This is a genomic window from Janibacter sp. HTCC2649 (assembly GCF_000152705.1).
Classification (GTDB): Bacteria; Actinomycetota; Actinomycetes; order Actinomycetales; family Dermatophilaceae; genus Knoellia.
Genome location: NZ_CH672413.1, coordinates 3,906,670 through 3,928,000 on the forward strand (window position 1 = coordinate 3,906,670; position 21,331 = coordinate 3,928,000).

16 protein-coding genes are annotated in these 21,331 nt (G+C 69.3%); 10 read left to right on the top strand and 6 right to left on the bottom strand.

The window, feature by feature from the left end; genetic code table 11:
- Positions 1-120 precede the first annotated feature (120 nt).
- The gene (locus tag JNB_RS20745; RefSeq protein ID WP_009778086.1) at positions 121-1,827 is read left to right on the top strand and encodes an HNH endonuclease signature motif containing protein; all 1,707 of its coding nucleotides are present in this window, start codon (positions 121-123) and stop codon (positions 1,825-1,827) included.
- An 89-nt stretch (positions 1,828-1,916) separates the two neighbouring features.
- On the opposite strand, the gene JNB_RS18635 is transcribed toward JNB_RS20745, so the two are convergent.
- From JNB_RS18635 to glgX, 3 genes are all read right to left on the bottom strand, one after another.
- Entirely contained in the window at positions 1,917-2,165 is a 249-nt protein-coding gene (locus JNB_RS18635; protein WP_009778087.1) for a WhiB family transcriptional regulator, read from the bottom strand.
- A 275-nt stretch (positions 2,166-2,440) separates the two neighbouring features.
- On the bottom strand, positions 2,441-6,685 hold the full coding sequence (locus JNB_RS18640) for an FtsK/SpoIIIE domain-containing protein (RefSeq protein WP_009778088.1): 4,245 nt from the start codon (positions 6,683-6,685) through the stop codon (positions 2,441-2,443).
- Between the two features lie 89 nt (positions 6,686-6,774).
- Complete coding sequence (glgX, locus tag JNB_RS18645; RefSeq protein WP_009778089.1) at positions 6,775-8,940, bottom strand: glycogen debranching protein GlgX; 2,166 nt, start codon at positions 8,938-8,940, stop codon at positions 6,775-6,777.
- A gap of 86 nt (positions 8,941-9,026) precedes the next feature.
- Between glgX and JNB_RS18650 the strand changes: the two genes are divergently transcribed.
- Both JNB_RS18650 and JNB_RS18655 read left to right on the top strand, forming a co-directional pair.
- The gene (locus JNB_RS18650; RefSeq protein ID WP_009778090.1) at positions 9,027-9,560 is read left to right on the top strand and encodes a YbjN domain-containing protein; all 534 of its coding nucleotides are present in this window, start codon (positions 9,027-9,029) and stop codon (positions 9,558-9,560) included.
- Complete coding sequence (locus JNB_RS18655; RefSeq protein WP_009778091.1) at positions 9,560-10,372, top strand: enoyl-CoA hydratase/isomerase family protein; 813 nt, start codon at positions 9,560-9,562, stop codon at positions 10,370-10,372. The genes JNB_RS18650 and JNB_RS18655 overlap by 1 nt, the downstream gene beginning before the upstream one ends.
- A 37-nt stretch (positions 10,373-10,409) precedes the next feature.
- Here JNB_RS18655 and JNB_RS18660 read toward each other — a convergent pair whose 3' ends face one another.
- Entirely contained in the window at positions 10,410-11,054 is a 645-nt protein-coding gene (locus tag JNB_RS18660) for an HAD family hydrolase (RefSeq protein ID WP_009778092.1), read from the bottom strand.
- 169 nt (positions 11,055-11,223) lie between these two features.
- Between JNB_RS18660 and JNB_RS18665 the strand changes: the two genes are divergently transcribed.
- The 4 genes from JNB_RS18665 (at position 11,224) to mnmA (ending at position 15,432) form a co-directional block, all read left to right on the top strand.
- Entirely contained in the window at positions 11,224-12,015 is a 792-nt protein-coding gene (locus tag JNB_RS18665) for an electron transfer flavoprotein subunit beta/FixA family protein (RefSeq protein WP_009778093.1), read from the top strand.
- Positions 12,016-12,028: 13 nt separating this feature from the next.
- Positions 12,029-12,985, top strand: a complete 957-nt coding sequence (locus JNB_RS18670; protein ID WP_009778094.1) for an electron transfer flavoprotein subunit alpha/FixB family protein — start codon at positions 12,029-12,031, stop codon at positions 12,983-12,985.
- Between the two features lie 120 nt (positions 12,986-13,105).
- Entirely contained in the window at positions 13,106-14,308 is a 1,203-nt protein-coding gene (locus JNB_RS18675) for a cysteine desulfurase family protein (RefSeq protein WP_040883983.1), read from the top strand.
- On the top strand, positions 14,308-15,432 hold the full coding sequence (gene mnmA, locus JNB_RS18680) for a tRNA 2-thiouridine(34) synthase MnmA (RefSeq protein ID WP_009778096.1): 1,125 nt from the start codon (positions 14,308-14,310) through the stop codon (positions 15,430-15,432). Before JNB_RS18675 ends, mnmA begins: the two co-directional genes overlap by 1 nt.
- 116 nt (positions 15,433-15,548) lie before the next feature.
- Here mnmA and JNB_RS18685 read toward each other — a convergent pair whose 3' ends face one another.
- Positions 15,549-16,967: a PLP-dependent aminotransferase family protein gene (locus JNB_RS18685; RefSeq protein ID WP_050766650.1), complete on the bottom strand. Its 1,419-nt coding sequence runs from the start codon at positions 16,965-16,967 to the stop codon at positions 15,549-15,551.
- A 77-nt stretch (positions 16,968-17,044) separates the two neighbouring features.
- Here JNB_RS18685 and JNB_RS18690 point away from each other — a divergent pair, with 77 nt between their 5' ends.
- The 3 genes from JNB_RS18690 to JNB_RS18700 are packed head-to-tail and all read left to right on the top strand — an operon-like array spanning position 17,045 to position 19,757.
- Positions 17,045-17,686, top strand: coding sequence for a pyridoxamine 5'-phosphate oxidase family protein (locus JNB_RS18690; protein WP_009778098.1), 642 nt, complete (start codon positions 17,045-17,047; stop codon positions 17,684-17,686).
- Positions 17,683-18,684 (top strand): hypothetical protein, encoded by a 1,002-nt coding sequence (locus tag JNB_RS18695; protein ID WP_009778099.1) that lies wholly within the window; start codon positions 17,683-17,685, stop codon positions 18,682-18,684. The genes JNB_RS18690 and JNB_RS18695 overlap by 4 nt, the downstream gene beginning before the upstream one ends.
- Complete coding sequence (locus tag JNB_RS18700; RefSeq protein WP_009778100.1) at positions 18,684-19,757, top strand: DMT family transporter; 1,074 nt, start codon at positions 18,684-18,686, stop codon at positions 19,755-19,757. The genes JNB_RS18695 and JNB_RS18700 overlap by 1 nt, the downstream gene beginning before the upstream one ends.
- Here the strand turns inward: JNB_RS18700 and JNB_RS18705 are convergent.
- Positions 19,735-21,258 (bottom strand): long-chain fatty acid--CoA ligase, encoded by a 1,524-nt coding sequence (locus JNB_RS18705; RefSeq protein ID WP_009778101.1) that lies wholly within the window; start codon positions 21,256-21,258, stop codon positions 19,735-19,737. The genes JNB_RS18700 and JNB_RS18705 overlap by 23 nt on opposite strands.
- Between the last annotated feature and the right edge of the window lie 73 nt (positions 21,259-21,331).

Sequence of the window (21,331 nt, forward strand, 5' to 3'; positions counted from 1 at the left end):
GCGCCTCGGTCCGGTGTCGGGTGCTTTCGCGCGAATTCGGTTGTGCCAGTGCGGAATTCAGCCCAGAGCGTAGCCGAAAACACTTGACAGTCGAACGTGAGTTCTAGGACAATTGAGGGCATGAACGAGACACCCGCAACCGACATTGCGCGACTGCGCGCAGCGTTGGAGGGTGCCCGTGACGCGTTGGTTTCGGACGGCTCGGGGGCGGGGCCGTTGGGGGATGTGTTGACCCGGTTGAACGGGCCGGAGTTGGCGGAGTTCATGGCGTTGATGGATGACGTGAAAGCACGTGCGGCTGCGGGTCAGATCCGGGTGACGGCGGAGGCGTCGCACCGGGGTGAGTTCACGTCCGCTCGTCGCGGGGAGGGTTCGGTGCATTCCTGGGTGCGGGAGCATGCACCGTCGTTGCAGCAGGACGGTGCGGGTCAGGTTGCGCAGTTGGCGCAGGATGTGGCGTGTTCGGTGCCGGGTGGGTTGTGGTCGACGGCGGGTCCTGGGGTGGGGGCGTACGCGGACCCGGAGAAGCCTGAAGGGATTGTGTGGGCGCGGGTGCTCACCGGTGAGGTGGGGGCGAAGCTGGCGCTCAAGGTGTTGCGGGAGGCTGCCCGGTTGGAAGACATGTTGGCGCCGGAGGCGGTGCCCACGGTCGCGAAGGCGATGTGCGACTTCGGGGTGGCCTGGGGTGCGGGCGAAGTGCCGAAGCTGCGTCATGAGTTGATTGCCCGGTTCGGGCGTGAGGGTGAGTTCGATGACGTGCAGGACCGGTTGCGGTCCGGGGCGTACCTGTCCAGTCCTCGTATCCAGGATGGGGATGTCACGGCGTACGAGTTGGCTTTGACTCCGGAGCAGGCGGCGATGTTGGAGGCCGCGATCGGCCCGTTGTCCCAGCCCGCCCCCAACGAGGTCACGGGGGAGCGGGACCACCGCCCGGCGGGACAACGTCGCGCGGAGGCGTTGGCTGCGGTGTGTGGGCGGGTCGCGGGGGAAGACGCCGCGGCGCAGGATTCACCGGGTGGGGCGGACACGACGGTGCACGTGAACATGGACTTCGATGACCTCCTGGCCCACTTCCCCGACCACGAAGACACTGACACTGCGCCTGACCTCGACCGTGAAACTGAGGGTTCCGGGTGTGGGCGAGTGATGGTGTCGCGGGCTCAGGCCACGATGCTGTCCCCGGCGATCGTGCGCCAGCTCGCGTGCGACGCCGACATCCTCCCGGTCGTGTTCGGCTCGAACGGGGAAATCTTGGACGTGGGGCGCGCGGTCAGGTTGTTCACCAAGGCTCAGCGCCGCGCCCTGTGGCACAGGGACAAGCACTGCACCTATCCCGGCTGTGATGTTCCGGCCGGGTGGGCCAAGGCGCACCACCTGGTTCATTGGGTCGATGGTGGCGATTCGGACCTGGCCAACGCGGCCCTGCTGTGTCAACGCCACCACACCCACGTCCACGACAAGCGGTTCATCGCGACCGTGCACCCACCCGACGAACACGGCCGGTGCGTCACCTGGGACCTCACTCCCGGCTCCTACGACCGGGACCTCCCCGCCCGCCTGAACCGCATCCACCGCGAACGCGCGAAGCAACGTGCCACCGCGGAGCAGGGGGCGGCCGAACGCGCCCGCCTCGACACCGGACCACCCGACCCCTGGGCCAACGAACCACCCGAGGACGTCATCGAAGCCTGGATCGATGAGTGGACCGCCGAAGAGCAGGACCGCGAACGCCTCGAAGCCCAACGAGAGGCGCAGATCGACGACGCCCTCGCCACCATGCTCGACGAAGAACGCACACTCGGTGAATCACGGGCCAACACCGGCTGATCCGGGGCTTGGGCGGTACGTGCGGTGGGGGTGGAGAGACAAGAACGGCCTCGCCGCAATGGCGAGGCCGTCGAGTGTCGTGCTGTGAGTCAGCCTGCGCGGCGGGCGCGGGCGTTGCGGCGCTTGAGTGCGCGTCGCTCGTCCTCGGAGAGTCCGCCCCAGACGCCAGCGTCCTGTCCGGACTCCAGCGCCCATTTGAGGCAGGTGTCAACGACTTCACAGCGGCGGCAGACAGCCTTGGCCTCCTCGATCTGCAGAATCGCCGGGCCGGTGTTCCCAATGGGGAAGAACAGCTCGGGATCTTCATCGAGGCAGGCAGCGCGGTCGCGCCAATCCATGGGTGGTGCTCCTGTTCCGTGGAGTTCATGTGGTGCTGGCCGCTTGCAGGGGTGAGCAAGGACCAACCGAAGGGTTGCGTCCTTGCAAACCCAACGGACGTAGACACACAGACGTCCGAACCTTCAGTCTAGACCCCGCAACCCAATTCCGCACCGGTTCTGGGGGGTGAGATTTTCGTTCGCGAGGCGACCAAGATTTCGAGCCTAGACCCTCAGCGGCTGCACGTCTTCCACGCGCAACGACTCAGCCACCGATTGTGTTCCGTGATGGGTCCTCACACGGTGAGCTGGTCGGCTGCCAGCACTCGACCGATCTGCACCTCCGTGTACTGCCGCCCGCTCACCAGCAGCGCTCGTCCGGGCAGGGCAGCGAGGCCTCTCGGAGCACGGATCGCGAACGCCTCACCATCGCTGGGGGCGCGCGGACCGAGCAGGATCCCTGACTGCTCGCGGGCGACCGTGTGGACGATCCCGCGAAAGGCCAAGGACACGGCGCTGAGGGTGGACGCGGCCACGACCAGGCCGGCATCGCGGTCGACGAGGGCGAGAATCTCCTGCAGGACCGGCTCGACCGGCGTGCCATCGAGGCGTTCGGCATCGTCAATGAGCACGACGAGATCCGGGTGAAGATTCTTGGCGTCGATGAGTCCTTGGGAGTCCCAGGGGTCGACGCGGATCACACCGGCCGTGCGCCCGACCTCCTCGGCGCGCCCTTCCACGACGGATACCGGACGGCCGGCTGCCACTGCCGAGCGGGCGAGGGAAGCCAACGTGGTCGACCGGCCCGAGCGGGAGTGGCCCGCGACGAGAATCCGGCGTCCGTGCCGCTCCGGGTCCAGCACCGCCGTGGCGCCCGTCTCCGCGGACAGACCGATCGGCAACTGGCCAACGGGCAAGGACTGGCCGTGTGTGCGACGCCCAGAAAGAAGGAGGGCGTGGTCCACGACATCCGGAAGCTGGGGCAGCGCGAACGGCTCCGCAGCCCCGACCGGTCGCGCGACCGCTTCGGCCAACGGATCGCGCAAGGCAAACTGCACCTCGGTCCGATCGCGCAGCCGCAAGCCGCGACCGGGCGCACGACTCGAGGGGAGATCGCTTCTCGACAGCCCCGCGTAGGTCGCGTCGGACGGGTCGGCCAGAGGCAGGACGAACGTCTCGGAGATGACCGCACTCAGCCGACCCGACAGTGCAGATCGATCACCCGTGACCACCGCGCGCAGTCCGTTGTCGCCGCCGCGACAGAGGTCGAGCAGCTCATCGCGCAGTCCGCCGATCGCCAGATCGGCGTCAGCGTCGAGGCGCTCCCAGCCGTCGACGAGCAGCAGGGCGGGTGCAAGCGCACCGGCTGCCGTCGCAGGGCGTCGTTCCGTTCGCGACCGCAGCTGCGCGAGCAAGCGACGCACCCGCGACACGTCGTCGGCACGCACGACGGCACCGACGTGCGGCAGGTCCGCAAGGTCAGCGAGCTCCCCGCTGGAGTCGATGACGTAGGCGTGGACGGGGTTGTTCTCGAGCGCGACCTGCGAGGCAAGGATCGTCCGCAAGCTGGTCGTGCGGCCGGACCTGGGACCCCCGACGACGAGCCAGTGACCGTGGTGATCCGCGTGGTCGAACGCGTCCTGACGCTGTTGGGCGGGGGAGTCCACCAGCCCGACGCCGGAGGCACCCAGGCCCGCCGGCTCGAGGAGGTCCGGGAGGGGCGGAAGCCAAGGGCGGTGAGGCGGTCGGACCCCCACCATCGAGGCTGCCTCCCGGGTGGTCGCGGCGAGGGCGCCGAGACCGGTCGCGTCTGCAGCCCCCTCGCCACGTGGGAGGGCGCCGGAGGTGGGGTCTGCCCCCAGAGCGACCGCCACGCGGGGCTCGCCCTCGGGCCGACCCGCCTGATCGAGAACTGTCACCGTCGTGGGGGCGGTAGCCATGCCGGAGCCGACGCGAGCGGCCTGGAACTCGAGGAGCTCACCGTCACCACCCCTGGCGAAGCCCCGACCCGGACGGGCGGTGGAGAGGTGGGCGGCATCGGGAGACCCGATGACATCAGTGGAGTCGGCGACGTCGCGCATTCGCATGGCGATGCGCAGGTTGACGTTGGCCTGGATGTCGGCGGTGATCGCGCCTGCCGGTCGCTGAGTGGCGAGCACGAGGTGAACGCCGAGCGAGCGGCCCACCGCGGCCAGGGACACCACGCCGTCGACGAAGTCGGGCAGCTCGTCGGCGAGGAGGCGGAACTCGTCGATGACGATGACGAGCCGGGGGAGGCCACGGTTTGGGGAGTCACCGACCCGCCGACGGTGGTCCGCGAAATCGCGCGCGCCCGATGCTGCCAACAGACCCTCGCGGCGCGTGATCTCGGCACCCAGGCTGATGAGGGCGCGACGAGCCAAGCCCTCGTCGAGGTTGGTCACGAGCCCCACGGTGTGGGGCAGGTCGGCGCACTCGCCGAAGGCCGAGCCGCCCTTGTAGTCGACGAGGACGAACGTCATGTCCTCCGGTGAGCACTCCAGGGCGAGGGACGTGACAAGCGTCCGGAGGAGCTCGGACTTGCCCGAGCCGGTCGTGCCGCCGACGAGCAGGTGAGGTCCGTCCGAGGCGAGGTCGATGGTCCACACCTCGCCCGCCAGGCGTCCGACCCGGGCGAGCGGCGCACCGCCGCCTTCACCCCAGTGCGCGGACAGCGCGGCTGGCGTCAACGACCGGGCGCCATCGAGCCACGGCAGGACGTCGAGCAGGTCCACCGAGCCGGGGACGACGTCGGCGTGGCCAGCGGCATCCTCGAACGCGGCGAGCGATCGGCCGATGCGCTCGCCCCACCACCACCCGACCTGGTCGGGGATGAAGGCGGCGACTGGCTCGGCGCCATCGATGTCGAGTCGCGCCACCACGTCGCCCGCACGGGCACCGCCCTGCGCCCCCACCCCCACGACGGCGCGGCACGAGGACGGGAGGGCGGCCGCGGTCCGCGCACCGACGAGGCACCACACGCCGAGGTCGCGACCGCGCTCGATGAGGTCGACCAGCTCGCCGACGCCGAGGCCGCTCTCGGACTCGGGCAGGACCAGGAGGACTCGCGGATCGCGCGGGTTACGGCCGCGCTCGCGCTCCGCCTCGCGTGAGACCACGAGTTGCCTCAGGGCGTCGAGACAGGTCGCCAGGTCCCCGTAGACCGCCGTGTGCGGCAGCCAGCGCGTCCAGGAGAGCGGCGCGGCAGCCTCATCGCAGCCAGGGGCATCAGGGTCCTCGGAAGGGACGTCCCGACCGACCGCACGGATGAGTACGAGCACGTCGCGCGGTGAGTGCAGGGTGGCGATCTGACCGAGGACGTGTCGGATCATCGCCTCGACCTCGCAGGGGGAGCCGGCGATCCCGAGGCCACCGACGTCGTCGAACCCGACCTCGACCGGCAGTCCCGTCATCGCCGGGTGCTGCGCGTCGTGGCTGCCCGGAGGAACCCACGCGGTCCTCGTGGGAAGCGCGCCGACCCCGAGGCGGACCCGACCCAGGTCGGGCGCTCCCCGACGGCGCTCCCACAACCGGGTGCCGGGCCCGCTCGCGATGTCGAGGACCGTCGCCGGATCGGGTAGGTCGCGCCACCTCTGCTCGCGTTCCAGTCGGCGCACGGCCTCGAACTCGCCCTGACGTTCGGCCAGCTCGACCTCGTGGGCGGCGAGGTCGCGGGCGTACTCGCGTCGACCACCCCAGCGGTCGCCGAGGACGTTGCCGGCCAGCATGAGCGGCGAGAGCAGAGCGAAGGCCAGCATCTGGGGGCCGAAGAAGACGGCGAGGAGCCCCGCGAACGGAAGGGGGAGTGCCGCAGCGATCCACGGGATGCGCCCTCGCCGGGGTGGGGACGGTGGCGTGGGCGCCGTGATCGTCAACGACAGCTCGGGAGGGCGCGTTCGCGGAGACCGGTTGACCACGATCCGCCCGTCACCACGCGGAAGCATCGACGCGGTGGTGCCGACGGCCCGCACGAGCCGCAGCAGGGAGTCGCCGATCGCGATGACGTCGGAGCCGTCGACTTCGGTGCTCGACCCGTCCTCGAGCTGCGTCGACCCACAACGGGTCCCGTTGGTCGAAGACAGGTCAGTGACGCGAAAACCATTGTCGGAGAGGGTGATTCGGGCGTGCCTACGACTGAGGCGTTCGTCGGCGAGCGTGAGACCCATGCCAGCGGACCGACCCACGACCACCCCGTCGGCCGTGAGCGGGATCCGGCGACCCGCATCCGGCCCGGCGACGACCGCGACATCCATCGGCGCGGAACCCGACCCCGATGGGCGATGAGGTTCGTCGAGAACGAGCGTGACCCCGTGCACCAGTGGAGGCACTCCCAGCGGCGCTTGCGCCGCGACCGTCTCACCACGACAGGAGATCCGCACAGGGGCGCTGCCCATGACGTCGCAGATGAGGGGCAGGACATCCGCGAGGGTCGCGCCGTCGGGCGCGGTGAGTCGGACGTCGAGCCCGCTCGCGCGACGGCTGGGCCACCGCAGGGTGACGTCGAAGGTGATCGAGGACGGCATACGGGCACGTTAGGCAAATCCCGAAAATCGGCCGCAGAGTTGTCCACAGGCCCCCAAGGAACCCGGTAGGACGCCCGAGGTGAGCGGACTCAGGTCGGGTCGGTCACGGCATACGCACGCATGCTGAGCGGCGCGAGGTTCACCTCGGCGCCGGCATCCGACCGCTCGCCGTCCACCGGCCGCTCCCAGGTGCTGTCCCACAGGAGCCGGTATGCCGCGAGACCAGGTGCCGTGGGCAGGGTCACCGGTTGCTCGTGCTGGCCGCCGTGGAGAACGACGAGCACCGACTCGTGGCCCAGCCAGGCGCCGTTGACGAGCATCTGCAGCGTGCGGTTCTCGGGGGAGGTCCAGTCCTTCATCGAGGAGCCGTCGGCGCCGTACCAGGCAAGGTCGATGGACCCGTCCTCGTGCACCTCACGGCCGAGCGCCCACGTCCGCTGGCGCAGTGCCGGGTGCTCGCGGCGGATCGCGAGCAGGTGGCGGGTCGTCGCGAGGAGGTCGTCCTGCCACGGTGCGAGGTCCCAGTCGAACCACGTCGTCGCGTTGTCCTGGTTGTAGGGGTTGTTGTTGCCGTTCTGGCTGCGTCCGAACTCATCGCCGGCGTTGATCATCGGGATGCCGGAGGACAGGAGCAGCGTGCCGAGGAGGTTGCGCATGGAACGGCGACGTCGCGTCAGGATCTGCTCGTCGTCGGTCGGACCCTCGACCCCGTGGTTCCACGAGTGGTTGCCGTTGGAGCCGTCGTTGTTGTCCTCGCCGTTGTCCTCGTTGTGTTTTTCGTCGTATGCCGTGAGGTCGGCGAGCGTGAACCCGTCGTGTGCGCAGACGAAGTTCACCGACGCGGTCGGTCCACGGTCGCGAGCACCGAAGAGGTCGCGGGACCCGGCCAACCGCGTGGCGAGATCCTGTACGCCGTGCGGCACCTGGCCGGGCACGGACGGTCGGTGGTCGGCGAGCCAGAAGTCGCGCACGGAGTCGCGGAAGCGGTCGTTCCACTCTGAGAACGGCGGCGGGAACTGGCCGGTGCGCCAGCCGTGCATGCCGACGTCCCACGGCTCGACGATGAGCTTGGTGGCCGAGAGGATCGGGTCGGTGCGGAGTCCGACGAGGAAGGGGTGGTCGGGGTCGAACTCGTCGGTGCGCCCACGGCCCAGAGCCACGGCCAGGTCGAAGCGGAAGCCGTCGACGTGACACTCCTGCACCCAGTAGCGCAGCGAGTCGAGGGCCAGGCGACACATGACCGGGTGCCGCAGGTCGAGCGTGTTGCCCGTCCCGGTGACGTCGATGTCGCGACCGCGTTCGTCGAGTCGGTAATAGGCGCGGTTGTCGAGGCCGCGGAACGACAGGGTCGCGCCCTTGCCGTCCTGCTCGGCCGTGTGGTTGTAGACGACGTCGAGGAGGACCTCGAGGCCGGCGGCGTGGAGCAGCTTGACCATGCCCTTGAACTCGTCGAGAGCGCCTTGCGGATCGGTCGACGCGGCATACGCGGCGTGAGGAGCAAAGAACCCCAACGTGTTGTAGCCCCAGTGGTTGGCCAGTCCCTTCTGCACGAGGGCCGGCTCGGAGGCGAACGAGTGCACGGGCAGCAGCTCGACGGCGGTCACCCCGAGCCCGGTGAGGTAGGCGATCGTCGCGGGGTGCGCCATTCCGGCATACGTCCCACGCAGTTCCTCGGGGACGCCCGGCAGCTCCATCGTGAGGTTGCGGACGTGGGTCTCGTAGACCACCGTCTCGCTGCGGGTCACGGATGGCGGTGCATCGTCCCCCCAGTCGAAGGTCTCGTCGACGACGACGGAGCGCGGCATGTCCGGAGCGGAGTCCGTGTCGGAGGGGGCGAAGCCGTCGCCGTGCCACGTGCTGTCGTCGACAACGTGTCCGTAGACGCTCGGTCCCCAGTGGACCTCGCCCTCGATGGCGCGGGCGTAGGGGTCCATGAGGAGCTGGTGGGGGTTGTGCCGCAAGCCCTGTTCCGGATCCCAGGCGCCCCCGACCCGGAAGCCGTAGCGCTGCCCCACACCCACGTCGGGGACGAAGCCGAACCACCAGCCGAAGGCGTGGTCGACCAGGGGCACGCGACGCTCGGTGGCGCCCTCGGAGTCGCCGGCGTCGAAGAGGCACAGGTCCACGGATTCGGCATGTCCGGCGTAGACGCTCACCTCGATGCCCCCGTCGACGAGAGTCACGCCCGGAGCGGGCGGCAGGTCGCGGGGAACACGGAACGAGGAGGCTGTGGCGGCGGACGTCAACGGCGTCATGGCGGCAGCCTATTGAGGGCGAGGAGAAGTGGCCACGAGCGACCACTGTCGCGCGCGTCGCGCGCGACGCATGACAAGGTGGAGTCATGAGTGATCCGACTTCTCTCCCCAACTTCCCGCCGCCCGCCAACGAGCACCCGTTGCGCGGCCGAGTCCTCGACGTGCTGGTCGATGCAGGGGCCCAGCCCAACATCGACACCGACGGCGACGTCGCCTTCCAGGCCAACGACCAGACGGTTTTCGTCCGTGTCACCGAGGGCGACCTGCCCGTCATGCGCATCTTCGGCCAGTGGACCCTGCCCGAGGAGGTCGCCGCCGACCAGGAGAAGGTCTCGGCCACCTGCAACGAGGTCAACCTCTCGCTGAACTGTGTCAAGACCGGGGTCGCCAACAACACGCTCGTCGTCACGAGCGAGCACCTCGTCACCGAGGGCGCGGACGTCGCGACCCTCGTCCAGGTGAGCACCTCGATCATCCTGTCCGGCGTCCAGCTGTGGCACGAGCGCGCGCTCGGCCTCGAGCCCGGATCGACCCAGGGCGAGGTTCCCAGCGATGCGCCCGAGGGTTCCGACCTTCCGGGCCCCGAGACCAACGGGTCCACGCCAGGTCAGGGCAGCTGATGTCCGAGGCGTCGGGGGCGTCGGAGTTCGTGCGTCTCGAGGTTGAGGACGGCATCGGCATCATCCGGCTCGACCGGCCGCCGATGAACGCGCTCGACGCCGACGTGCAGCGAGGCATCATCGCCGCGTCGCAGGAGGCGTCCGAGCGCAAGGACGTCTTTGCGGTCATCGTCTACGGCGGCGAGAAGGTCTTCGCGGCGGGCGTTGACATCAAGCAGATGGCCGACTGGTCCTACACGGACATGGTCGACAACTCGCACCTCTTCCAGGACTTCACCCGAGCCCTGGCGCGCATCCCGAAGCCGACCGTCGCGGCCATCACCGGCTACGCGCTCGGTGGCGGTTGTGAGGTCACCCTCGCGTGCGACTTCCGGATTGCGGCCAGGGGCGCCAAGCTCGGCCAGCCCGAAGTCCTCCTGGGGCTCATCCCCGGCGCGGGCGGCAGCCAGCGACTGGCTCGTCTCGTCGGCCCGGCCAAGGCCAAGGACCTCATCTTCACGGGCCGGTTCATCGATGCCGACGAGGCGCTCGCGATCGGTCTCGTCGATCAGGTCGTGGACCCGGGCGAGCGGGGCAGTGAAGCTGTCCTGGCCGCCGCGAAAGAGATGATGAAGAAGTATGCCGGTGGGCCGGCCTACGCTCTCCGCGCAGCGAAGGAGGCCATCGACTCCGGTCTTGAGACCGACCTGCAGAGTGGCCTCGAGATCGAGCGCATGCTGTTTGCAGGCCTTTTCGCGACGAAGGACCGTGCCGCTGGCATGGCCTCGTTCATCGAGAGCGGTCCGGGCAAGGCCACCTTCGAAGGCGCCTGACGCAGCACCACGAAGTCGGTTCAGGGGTCCGTCGTCCTCAGCTGGTGAGGAGCCCGTCGACGAACGTCCGCAGGCCCGCGGCGTCCGTGTAGCGGTGCGAGCGGATCCCCAGGATCTCCGCGGTGGCGACGTTCTCGGATGAGCGGTCGACGAACGCGATCTCACTGAACATCAGCCGGTTCTGCAGGGCGATGCGGCTGAACACGTCCGGGTCTGGCTTCGTCAGCCCGATGTCGGCGCTGCTCGTCACCCCGTCGACCTCATCGGTGAGTCCGAGCCGGGCGATGTCGTCCTCGAGCCGGCTCGTGGCGTTCGTGAAGACCACGACCCGCAGCTGCGAGCGAGCCTGCCGCACGATGGCGAGCACCTCGGGGTCCACTGTGCCGGTGGGAACCATCCAGTCGTGGACCGCAGCATGGGCAGCGTCCCCGTGCTCGGCCGCGATCGCCTCGGCCACCGAGTCGCGCCACACCTGGTCGTCGACGGCACCGGTCAGTGCTGGCATGAGCCGGTGAGGTGCGAACGCGGCCATGGACAGGGTGCCGGCGGGCAGGCCATGGGCCGTCTCGACCGCTCCGGTGTGGTCTGGATCCCAGAGGCGGAGCACCCCGTCGAGGTCGAGCAGCAGCACCTTGAACATGGGGCTCTCCTCCTCGTCGTCCGCTCCTCGTGGGCTGTTCATCGCGTCCTTCGTCGATCGTCTCTCACTCGCCGCCGTGAGTGGGCGAGGAGCGCACGCCAATGAATTCTGTGCCCACCATCACGCCCGGAGGATTCTCCGGAGGGCGAGCACCCGGCATACGCTCGGGGGTGAACGTATTTACCCACCCAGAGATGAGGACGAGGCACGCATGAACATCGTCGTCTGCGTCAAGTACGTGCCTGACGCACAGTCCGACCGCACCTTCAACGAGGCCGACAGCACCACGGATCGCGAGGGCGTCGACGGTCTCCTGTCCGAGATCGACGAGTACGCCGTCGAGGAGGCTCTCAAGCTCGCCGAGGCCGGCGAGGGCGAGGTCACCGTCGTGACCGTCGGTCCCGCGCAGGCCATCGATGCGGTCAAGAAGGCACTGCAGATGGGTGCCGACAAGGCTGTGCACGTGAGCGACGAGGCCATCCACGGCTCCGACGCCGCGTCCACCTCGCTCATCCTCGCCGAGGCCATCAAGAAGACCTCCGGCGGCAACAACCCCGACCTGGTCCTCATGGGCATGTCCTCCACGGACGGTGTCATGGGTGTCGTGCCCGCGATGGTTGCCGAGCGCCTCGGCCTCCCTGCCGTGACCTACGCCTCCGAGCTCACCCTCGACGGCCAGTCGGTCACCATCCGCCGTGACGGCGACGCCGCGTCCGAGACGATCACGTCGACGCTGCCGGCCCTCGTGTCGGTCACCGACCAGATCAACGAGCCGCGCTACCCCTCCTTCAAGGGGATCATGGCCGCCAAGAAGAAGCCGGTCGACACCTGGACCCTCGCGGATCTTGGCGTCGACGCAGGCCTCGTGGGCCTCGACGCTGCCTGGACCAAGGTGACGTCGTTCGCCAAGCGTCCGCCGCGTGAGCAGGGCCAGATCGTCACCGACGAGGGCGACGGTGGCACCAAGCTCGCCGAGTTCCTGTCCGCCCAGAAGTTCCTCTGAGGAGAATCCACCCATGGCTGAAGTTCTCGTCCTCGTCGACCACGCTGGCGGCAAGATCCGCAAGGCGACCGCCGAGCTGCTGACCATCGCCCGCCGTCTCGGCGAGCCCTCCGCTGTCTACATCGGCCCCGGTGCCGAGACCGCGCAGGTCACCCTCGCCAAGTACGGCGCTGCCAAGGTCTACGTCTACGACGCCCCTGACGCACTCGAGTACCTCGTCGCCCCCCAGGCCGAGATCCTCGCGTCAGTCGTCGAGAAGACCTCCCCGCTCGCCGTGCTCATCCCGAGCAACTCGGCCGGCAAGGAGATCGCGGCCCGTCTCGCGATCCGCACCGAGTCCGGTGTCATCACCGACGCCGTCGACGTCACCGCTGGTGGCGAAGGCGTGGAGACGACCCAGTCGGTCTTCGCCGGTTCCTACACGGTCAAGTCCACGATCACCAAGGGCACCGCGATCGTCGCGGTCAAGCCCAACTCGGTCGCCATCGAGCCGGCTCCGGCCGCAGGTGCCGTCGAGAAGGTCGAGATCACCCTCTCGGACAACGCCAAGGCCGCCAAGATCACCGAGTCCAAGCCCAAGGAGGCGACGGGTCGCCCGGAGCTCACCGAGGCCAAGATCGTCGTCTCCGGCGGTCGCGGCACGGGTGGCGACTTCGGTCCGGTCGAGCAGTTCGCCGACTCCCTCGGTGCTGCCGTCGGTGCCTCGCGCGCGGCCGTCGACGCCGGTTGGTACCCGCACAGCAACCAGGTCGGCCAGACCGGCAAGCAGGTCTCGCCGCAGCTCTACGTCGCGGCGGGCATCTCCGGTGCGATCCAGCACCGCGCCGGCATGCAGACGTCCAAGACGATCATCGCGATCAACAAGGACGAAGAGGCCCCCATCTTCGAGCTCGTCGACTTCGGTGTCGTCGGTGACCTGTTCACCGTCCTGCCGCAGGCGACCGAGGCCGTCAAGAAGGCCAAGGCCTGACCTCGCCTCACCCACGACTAATTGCGCATTCTTGCCGTTCCGGCGCAGGGCGACCTGCCCTGTGAGCGGCAGGAATGCGCAATAAGTCGTTATGGGGATGGCGAACGTAGAATTCGCGGGGTGAGCGCGTATCTGGACCATGCAGCAACGACCCCGATGCGGGCGTCTGCTCGTGCTGCGTGGGTCGAGCAGTCGCAGCGGGGTGGCAACCCGTCGTCGTTGCACACCTCCGGTCGCGCTGCGCGCGCCGTCGTCGAGGAGTCGCGCGAAGAGATTGCCGGTGCGCTCGGCGCCCGACCGTCCGAGGTCGTCTTCACCTCCGGTGGCACCGAAGCGGACAACCTGGCCATCAAGGGCACGTATGCCGCACGGCTGGCTTCCGTGGGAGCGCGCCGTCTCGTCGTGGGCGGGATCGAACACCACGCCGTCCTCGATCCGGTCGAGCACCTCGTCGAGACGCAGGGCGCGGAGGTCACCTGGCTCGAGCCGGACCGCTGCGGCCACATCTCCGTCGACGACCTCAAGGTGGCGCTTGCGCCCGCGGCTGTTGCCAGCGTGACGGACGCGCTGGACGTGGCCGTCGTCAGCGTCATGTGGGCCAACAACGAGGTGGGGACCGTGCAGCCCGTGGCTGCACTGGCCGCCGTGGCGCGCGAGGCGGGCGTGCCGTTCCACACCGACGCCGTCCAGGCCGTGGGCCAGCTGCCGGTGGACTTCGCGGCGAGTGGGGCCGACCTCATGACCGTCTCGGCGCACAAGGTCGGTGGACCCGTCGGTGTCGGAGCCCTGCTCGCGCGGCGCGATGCCAAGCTCGTGCCGCTCGCCCACGGTGGTGGGCAGGAGCGGCAGGTGCGTTCGGGCACTCTCGACGCGGCCGGCATACGCGCGTTTGCCGTTGCCCTGACCGAGGCCGTCGCCGAGCGCGAGGTCGAGGCCAAGCGGCTCACGGCCCTGCGCGACCAGCTCATCGGCCGCGCGCTGTCACTGGACCTCGGCATCAGCGTGAGTGGCTGCTGGACGGCGGGGGAGGCGACCGACCGGCTTCCGGGCAACGCGCACCTCCTCGTCCCCGGCTGTGAGGGCGACTCATTGCTCTATCTGCTCGACGCCGCTGGTGTGGAGTGCTCGACCGGCTCCGCGTGCCAGGCCGGTGTGCCACAGCCGAGCCACGTGCTGCTCGCGATGGGCTACCCCGAAGCGGAGGCGCGTGGAGCGTTGCGGCTCTCGCTCGGACACACCTCCACCGACGCCGATGTCGACGCTTTCATCGCTGCCCTGCCCGGTGTCGTCGAGCGGGCCCGACGTGCGAGCGGAGCCGCCTGATGCGCGTCGTCGCTGCGATGAGCGGGGGAGTGGACTCAGCCGTGGCTGCTGCCCGGATGCTCGACGCCGGCCACGAGGTCGTGGGGGTGCACCTCGCGCTGTCACGTTCGGCCGCCACCCTGCGCGAGTCGGCGCGAGGCTGCTGCACCATCGAGGACGCCGGTGACGCGCGACGGGTTGCCGATCGGCTGGGGATCCCCTTCTACGTGTGGGACATGGCGGAGCGGTTCCAGCGCGACGTCATGGACGACTTCGTCGCGGAGTACCAGGCGGGGCGCACGCCCAACCCGTGCCTGCGCTGCAACGAGTCCATCAAGTTCGCGGCCCTGCTCGACCGAGCCGTGGCTCTCGGGTTCGACGCCGTGGCGACCGGGCACTATGCCCAGATCGTCGAGCGCGTGGATGCCGAGGGTGTGACGCATCGCGAGCTGCACCGAGCGGTCGACCCCAAGAAGGACCAGTCCTATGTCCTCGGGGTGCTCGACGACGAACAGCTGTCGCGGGCGTTCTTCCCGCTCGGTGACACGGCCAAGCCGCAGATTCGTGAAGAAGCTGCGGCACGAGGGTTCTCGATCGCGAAGAAGCCGGACTCCTATGACATCTGCTTCATCCCTGACGGCGACACCCGCGGATTTCTGACCAAGAAGCTCGGCGAGCAGCCCGGCGAGATCGTCGACGCCGAGAGTGGCGAGGTCGTGGGTTCGCACGAGGGCGCCTATGGCTTCACGGTCGGTCAGCGACGAGGGCTCGGGCTGGATCGCTCCTCGCTCGACGCCGAGCCCCGCTACGTCGTCGGCGTCGACGCCCCGACGAACCGCGTTCTCATCGGCACCCAGGACCTGTTGGGCGTCGATGTCATCGTTGCCGACCACGCCCGCTGGTGTGGTGACGCACCGGTCGGCGAGGTTCGGGTGGGTGCCCAGGTGCGGGCGCACGGCGAGGAGGTCCCCGCATTGGCATGGGTCGATGAGTCCGATCCCGAGCTCGTGCACGTCCGGCTCGACGAGCGCATCCGTGGAGTCGCGCCGGGGCAGTCGGTGGTGCTCTACGACGACACCCGAGTCGTGGGTTCGGCAACCATCGCCGCGACCTCCCGCGCCGGCGCACCCGTCCCCACCAGCTGAGCGCGGCTGGCGCCAGCCGCGCAGAGCGTGGTCCGCCGCGCACCCATAAGAGCGCGGGTGGTCAGGAACTGCGGCCCTCGCGCCAGCGGCGCAGAAATGCCCCGGGCAGCGACCCGTCAGGTGAGGCCGCGGGCGAGGGCGCGGACCGCAGCGTCCGCGTGGGACTCGGACAGGCCGGCATACCCAATGACGAGTCCGCGGCGCACCGCCTCGACGCAGTAGGCCGACAGCGGGTTGACCGACACCCCGTGGCGCAGGAGGGTCATCGACACCTCGTGGTCGTCGACGTCATCGGGCAGGAGCAACACGACGTGCAACCCCGCGTCGACGCCGCTGAGCCGATGGTCCGGCAGGTGACGTGCCAGGGCGGCGACGAGCCGAGCCCGGCGAGCGGCATACGTTCGGGCAGCCCGAGCGTGGTGCGCGGCCAGCGAACCGTTGGCGATGAACTCGGCGACAGCCTCGCCGGTCATCTCGTTGACGATGAGGCTGCGGCGTTCGAGCTCGACCCGGACCGCCTCGCGAAGATGCTTCGGCGGCGCCAGCCACGAGACGCGCAGGGTGGGCACCAGGATCTTGGACGCCGTGCCGATGTAGAGGACGTGGTCGTCGGCGCCCTCGAGCGAACGCAGTGCAGGCAGTGGCGACACGTCGTAGCGGAACTCGCCGTCGTAGTCGTCCTCGATGATGAGCCCGTCCGCGGCCCGCGCCCATTCGAGCAGGGCCGTGCGCCGGGCGACGGGCATGCGAGCGCCCAGGGGGTACTGGTGCGACGGGGTGACGTAGACCGCGGCATCGCGGCGGCGAAGCGTCGATGGATCGAGCCCGTCCTCGTCGACCGGCAGGGCAGAGATGCGAGATCCGTTGTCGGAGAACGCTGTCCACGCCTCAACGTAGCCCGGATCCTCGACAGCGACGGTTCGCCCCACGAGCCCGAGCGCGGCCGGCAGGGCCTGCAGTGTGGCGCTCACGCCGGGGGTGATGAGGAGGTCGTCGGGTTCCAGGGCGATGCCCCGGCTTCGACGGATGTGGTCGGTGAGCACCTGGCGCAGTCGCACGTGTTGTGGTCCGTGGCTGATGTCGGTCGTGGGGACCTGGGACGCGGCATGGCGCCACGCCCGCCGCCAGGCCGCCTGGTCGAGGAAGCCGATGTCCGGTCGCCCGGGACGCAGGTCGAACCGGGCCTGGGATCGGGCGGGACGAGGCGGGCCGGTGGGGAACGGCTCCATCGGATCGACCGACGACAGGGCGCCGGCTCGCGCTGCGCGATCGGCTCCCGCAGCGATCGCCGCTCCCGAACCCGGTCGCGTCTCGATGAAACCGGCTGCCGCCAACTCGTCGTATGCCGCGACGACCGGTCCCCGGGACACCTTCAGTTCCGTAGCGAGCACGCGGGTCGAGGGGAGCGGGTCGCCCGGTCGCAGCCGGCCCTCGCGCAGCTCGCCGACGATGGCGTCGGCGATGCGGTGTCGCAGCGGGCGATCGGAGGCGTCGAGGAGGAGAGCCATGCTGGCGGTGCGGGGAGGGCGGGGCACGAGACCAGAATACTGGTCCTGCTCATGAGGCAATAGTGGTTCTTGGGCATGGTCCACTTGCGGGCCAGAATGGAGCCATGCCCAACCTCACCCTGAACCGACACCGCGAGCGCGGCAGCACCGAACGCCTCATCCTTGACGATCTCCTCGACGACATCCTCGCGGGGACCTTGAGCACCGTCGTCGATGGCGAGCCGTGGGTGGTGCCGATGCTCTTCGCCCGACAGGGAGACCGCATCCTGCTGCACGGTTCCACCGGAGCGGGGGCGCTGCGCCACGTCGCCGCCGGGGCACCCGCCGCCCTGGCCGTCATTGCGGTCGACGCCCTCATCGTCGGCCACACGACCTTCGACTCCTCGGCCAACTACCGGTCTGCCGTCGTCCACGGAAAGCTCACCCCCCTGCCCGACGACGAGAGGCCGGCAGCGCTGGACGCCCTGTCGGAGCGGATCCTGCCGGGTCGTGCGCGTGAGGTCAGGCCGATGACGCGCCAGGAGATGGCCAAGACGATGGTGGTGTCCCTGCCGATCACCGAAGGCGCCTTCCTCGTCAAGACGAGGACCGGAACGGCCAGTGCACCCGACGAGGAGACCACCGCCTGGCACGGTCACGTGGAGCTGCGCACGGTCGCGCTGGAGCCCGTGACGGCACCCACCTCAACGACCTCCGAGGTCCCGCAATCGGTGCGCGACTTCGCGGGTGCGAGGGTTCTCGTGTGACCCACGTTTCCGGAGTTGGCTCCTGGCCCGGCGAGTCGTCGCGCGAGGCCATCATCACGGTCCGCGACCTGCTCACCGATGTCGAAGGACTCGGCCTGCCGTACCTGCCCGAACTGCCCTCTCGCGGTCCGGGCGCTGACATCATCGGTCGTTCCGCGGCGCTGCTCGCGGACCTGTCTGTGGACCTCCAGCCCTCGGGCTGGCGCTTCACCGATCGCCCGGGTCGCGACATGCTCCGCGCTCGCGCCCACCTCCGACAGGACCTCGATGAGCTCGCCGAGGCCTACGACGGGTATGCCGGCCCGCTCAAGATCCAGGTCGCCGGGCCGTGGACGCTCGGGGCGTCCATCGAGCTCAACCGGGGGGAGCGCTCGCTCACGGATGGGGGTGCGCGACGCGACCTCGTCGGATCGCTCGCCGAGGGCGTGCGCCGCCACATCGCCGACGTGCAGCGGCTCGTTCCCGGCGCGGTCATCACGGTTCAGCTCGACGAGCCGTCGGTCGTGTCCGTCCTGCGCGGCGAGCTGCCGACAGCGTCCGGCTACGGACGCGTTCGTGCGGTCGACCGCGTGGAGGTGGCACGCGGCATACAGGACGTTCGCGAAGCGCATGACGGCGACGTCGTCCTGCACTCGTGCCACCCCGCAGCCCCGGTGGAGCTGCTCGCGGCCACGGGCGTCACCGCCCTCGCGCTCGACCTCACCGAGTCGTCACCGCAGCGTTGGGAGGCGATCGCCGAGGCCGTCGAGTCCGGCACTCGCCTCTGGGCAGGGGTCGTGCCGACGACGGCCGTCACCTCGTCGGCGGACGCGGTCCGGACCGCCACCGCCCTTGTCCTGGACGGCTTCTCACGCGTCGGACTTCCGACCTCGTCGCTCGCCGATGTCACCGTGACACCGACGTGCGGACTTCCCTCACTCACACCCCGGGGGGCCGTGGACGTTCAACGGGTGGCGATCGCTGTCGCCGCCGAGTTGACCGAGAAGGAGAACGACTGATGTCACCCGCACCCAGGGTCCCGTGGCAGGCCAAGTTCATGGCACTCGTCTTCATCTGGGGCTCGAGCTTTCTGCTCATGAAGGTCGGCCTCGAGTCCCTCTCAGCCGTGCAGATCGCAGCCCTGAGGCTCGTCACCGGTGCGGCCACGATCCTCGTGCTCCTGTGGATCCGGGGTGGGTCCCTGCCGCAGGAACGCTGGGTGTGGAAGCACCTCATCGTCACCGGACTGCTGCTCGGCACACTGCCGTTCACCCTTTTCGCCCTCTCCGAGACACGGGTGAGCTCGGCTCTCGCCGGCATCGGCAACGCGACCACGCCCATCGCCACCGTCCTCGCGACGATGGCCTTCCTTCCCGGCGCCCGCGCGACCCGGCCCAAGGTCATCGCCGTCGTCATCGGCTTCATCGGGGTGGTGACGATCATGCAGCCGTGGGCGTCGGGCCGACCCGATCTCGTCGGCTTCGGCATGGCCCTCGCCGGTGGCGTCTGCTACGGCATCGGGTGGACCTACAACCGGCGCTTCCTGGCCGGTGCCGACCTCGGCGGGCTCAGCCAGCCGGCCGCGACGCTGCTCATGGGGTGCGTTCTCATGGTGCCCGTGATCCTCGTGTGGGGTGCGCTCCAGCCGGGCGGCATCGGGGCGATCTGGGCCTATGACAGGGCCCGCCTCGGCACCTCGCAGATCGAGGCGGGCAGCGCCGGCGGGGGCTGGATCTGGTTGCCGCTGCTCTGCATCCTGGCGCTCGGCATCGTCGGGACGGGTGCGGCCTACATCCTGCAGTTCGACGTCGTTCGCGGCGCCGGACCGGTGATCGGTTCGACGATCACCTACCTCATCCCGATCGTCTCGGTGCTGCTCGGAGTCCTCGTCCTGGGCGAGTCACTCGGGCTGTTCGAGGTCATCGGCTTCGTCATCGTCCTGGCCGCCGCGGCCGTCATCAATGCCCCGGCTCGGCGACCACGACCGCGACTTCGTGCCCCATTGGGACGTTCCAGCGTTGTGGCACCTGACCCGGAAACGGTCCCAATGGGGCACGAAGTCGAAGGGGTCAGTCAGCCGCGGGTGCCTTGACCTCGCGACGCAGGATCTTGCCGGTCGGGCCCTTGGGCAGTGCGTCGAGGAGCCAGACGCTGCGGGGGTACTTGTAGGCCGCGATGCGCTCCTTGGTGAACGCGATGATGTCGTCGGTGGTGGCCGTCGAACCCTCGCGCAGGACCACGCCCGCACCGACCTGCTCGCCGAGCAGGTCGTCGGGCACGGCGACGACCGCCACCTCGAGGATGTCGGGGTGCTGGTAGATGACCTCTTCGACCTCACGCGGATAGACGTTCATGCCACCGCGCAGGATCATGTCCTTCTTGCGGTCCACGATGGTGAAGTAGCCCTCGTCGTCCTGAGTGGCCATGTCTCCGGTGCGGAACCAGCCGTCCGGGATCGCCTCGGCCGTGGCCTCGGGGTTGGCCCAGTAGCCCTTCATGACGTTGTCGCCGCGGATCGCGATCTCGCCGACCTCACCATGCTCGACCTCGGCGCCGTCGATGTCGATGACGCGCATCTCGCAGCCCGGGATGGCCAGGCCGATCGTGCCGGGCTTGCGCTCGTGGCCGGGCAGGTTGAACGACGCGACAGGGGAGGTCTCGGACAGGCCGTAACCCTCGAGGATCATGCAGCCGAACTTCTCCTCGAAGGCCTTCATCACCTCGAGCGGCATCGCCGATCCACCCGACGCGCACACGCGCAGCGACGATGCGTCGAGACTGTCCGAGTCCGGGTGGTTGAGGATCGCGGCGTACATCGTCGGCACGCCCTGCATCACGGTGACCTTCTCGTCGCCGATGACCTTGATCGCGGCCGCCGGGTCGAAGCGGGGGATGAGGGCGAGTGAGGCGCCGACGCGGACGGCGGCGTTGAGCCCGACGACGAGGCCGAAGACGTGGAAGAGCGGCAGGCAGCCCATGATCACGTCGTCCTCGGTCAGCTCCTGGATGACCTCGGCGCACCGCATGGCGTTGAGGCTCACGTTGTCGTGGGTGAGCTCGGCGCCCTTGGGCCGGCCGGTCGTGCCCGAGGTGTAGAGGATGATCGCCGTGTCGTCGCCCTCACGATCGGCGGGCACCACAATCGGCTCAGGGATCGGTTCACCGGTGCCGAACGCGCCTTCGTCCGGGCCCATGGGACCGCACTGAACGATCGTGGTCCCAGAGTTCACGGCTCCCTTGGTGGCCTCGTCCACGAAGTCCGGCCACACGAACGCGACCTTGGCTCCGGAGTTGGTGAAGAAGAAGTCGATCTCGCCGGACTTGAGCAGCGGGTTCATCGGGACGACGACGCCACCTGCGAGGAGCGTGGCGAAGAACGCGACCGGAAACGCCGGGACGTTGGGCAGGATGAGGGCGACGCGGTCACCGGGCTCAATTCCGTTGGCGCGCAACGTTCCTGCGAGCTTTGCCGACATGGCGTGGAGCTGCTGGTAGGTGATGTCCTGCCCGTTGATCTTCAGGGCCGGCCGGTCCGGCATCGTGCTCGCCGTGCGGACGAGTGCTGATGCGAGGTTGGAGTCTGCGCTGCCCATGATGTGTGGCTCCTTTGCCGTGATGTGTTGCTCGCCATTGTGGTCCGTGCACCGATCCCTTGGGGCGGAAGGT

Bases quoted from the DNA above. Each gene is read 5' to 3' on its own strand.
- mnmA (WP_009778096.1), top strand. From the start codon at position 14,308: ATGCGCGTCGTCGCTGCGATGAGCGGGGGAGTGGACTCAGCCGTGGCT.
- JNB_RS18660 (WP_009778092.1), bottom strand. From the start codon at position 11,054: ATGAACAGCCCACGAGGAGCGGACGACGAGGAGGAGAGCCCCATGTTC.
- JNB_RS18690 (WP_009778098.1), top strand. From the start codon at position 17,045: ATGCCCAACCTCACCCTGAACCGACACCGCGAGCGCGGCAGCACCGAA.
- glgX (WP_009778089.1), bottom strand. From the start codon at position 8,940: ATGACGCCGTTGACGTCCGCCGCCACAGCCTCCTCGTTCCGTGTTCCC.
- JNB_RS18655 (WP_009778091.1), top strand. From the start codon at position 9,560: ATGTCCGAGGCGTCGGGGGCGTCGGAGTTCGTGCGTCTCGAGGTTGAG.
- JNB_RS18665 (WP_009778093.1), top strand. From the start codon at position 11,224: ATGAACATCGTCGTCTGCGTCAAGTACGTGCCTGACGCACAGTCCGAC.
- JNB_RS18670 (WP_009778094.1), top strand. From the start codon at position 12,029: ATGGCTGAAGTTCTCGTCCTCGTCGACCACGCTGGCGGCAAGATCCGC.
- JNB_RS18635 (WP_009778087.1), bottom strand. From the start codon at position 2,165: ATGGATTGGCGCGACCGCGCTGCCTGCCTCGATGAAGATCCCGAGCTG.
- JNB_RS18700 (WP_009778100.1), top strand. From the start codon at position 18,684: ATGTCACCCGCACCCAGGGTCCCGTGGCAGGCCAAGTTCATGGCACTC.
- JNB_RS18705 (WP_009778101.1), bottom strand. From the start codon at position 21,258: ATGGGCAGCGCAGACTCCAACCTCGCATCAGCACTCGTCCGCACGGCG.
- JNB_RS20745 (WP_009778086.1), top strand. From the start codon at position 121: ATGAACGAGACACCCGCAACCGACATTGCGCGACTGCGCGCAGCGTTG.
- JNB_RS18640 (WP_009778088.1), bottom strand. From the start codon at position 6,685: ATGCCGTCCTCGATCACCTTCGACGTCACCCTGCGGTGGCCCAGCCGT.
- JNB_RS18650 (WP_009778090.1), top strand. From the start codon at position 9,027: ATGAGTGATCCGACTTCTCTCCCCAACTTCCCGCCGCCCGCCAACGAG.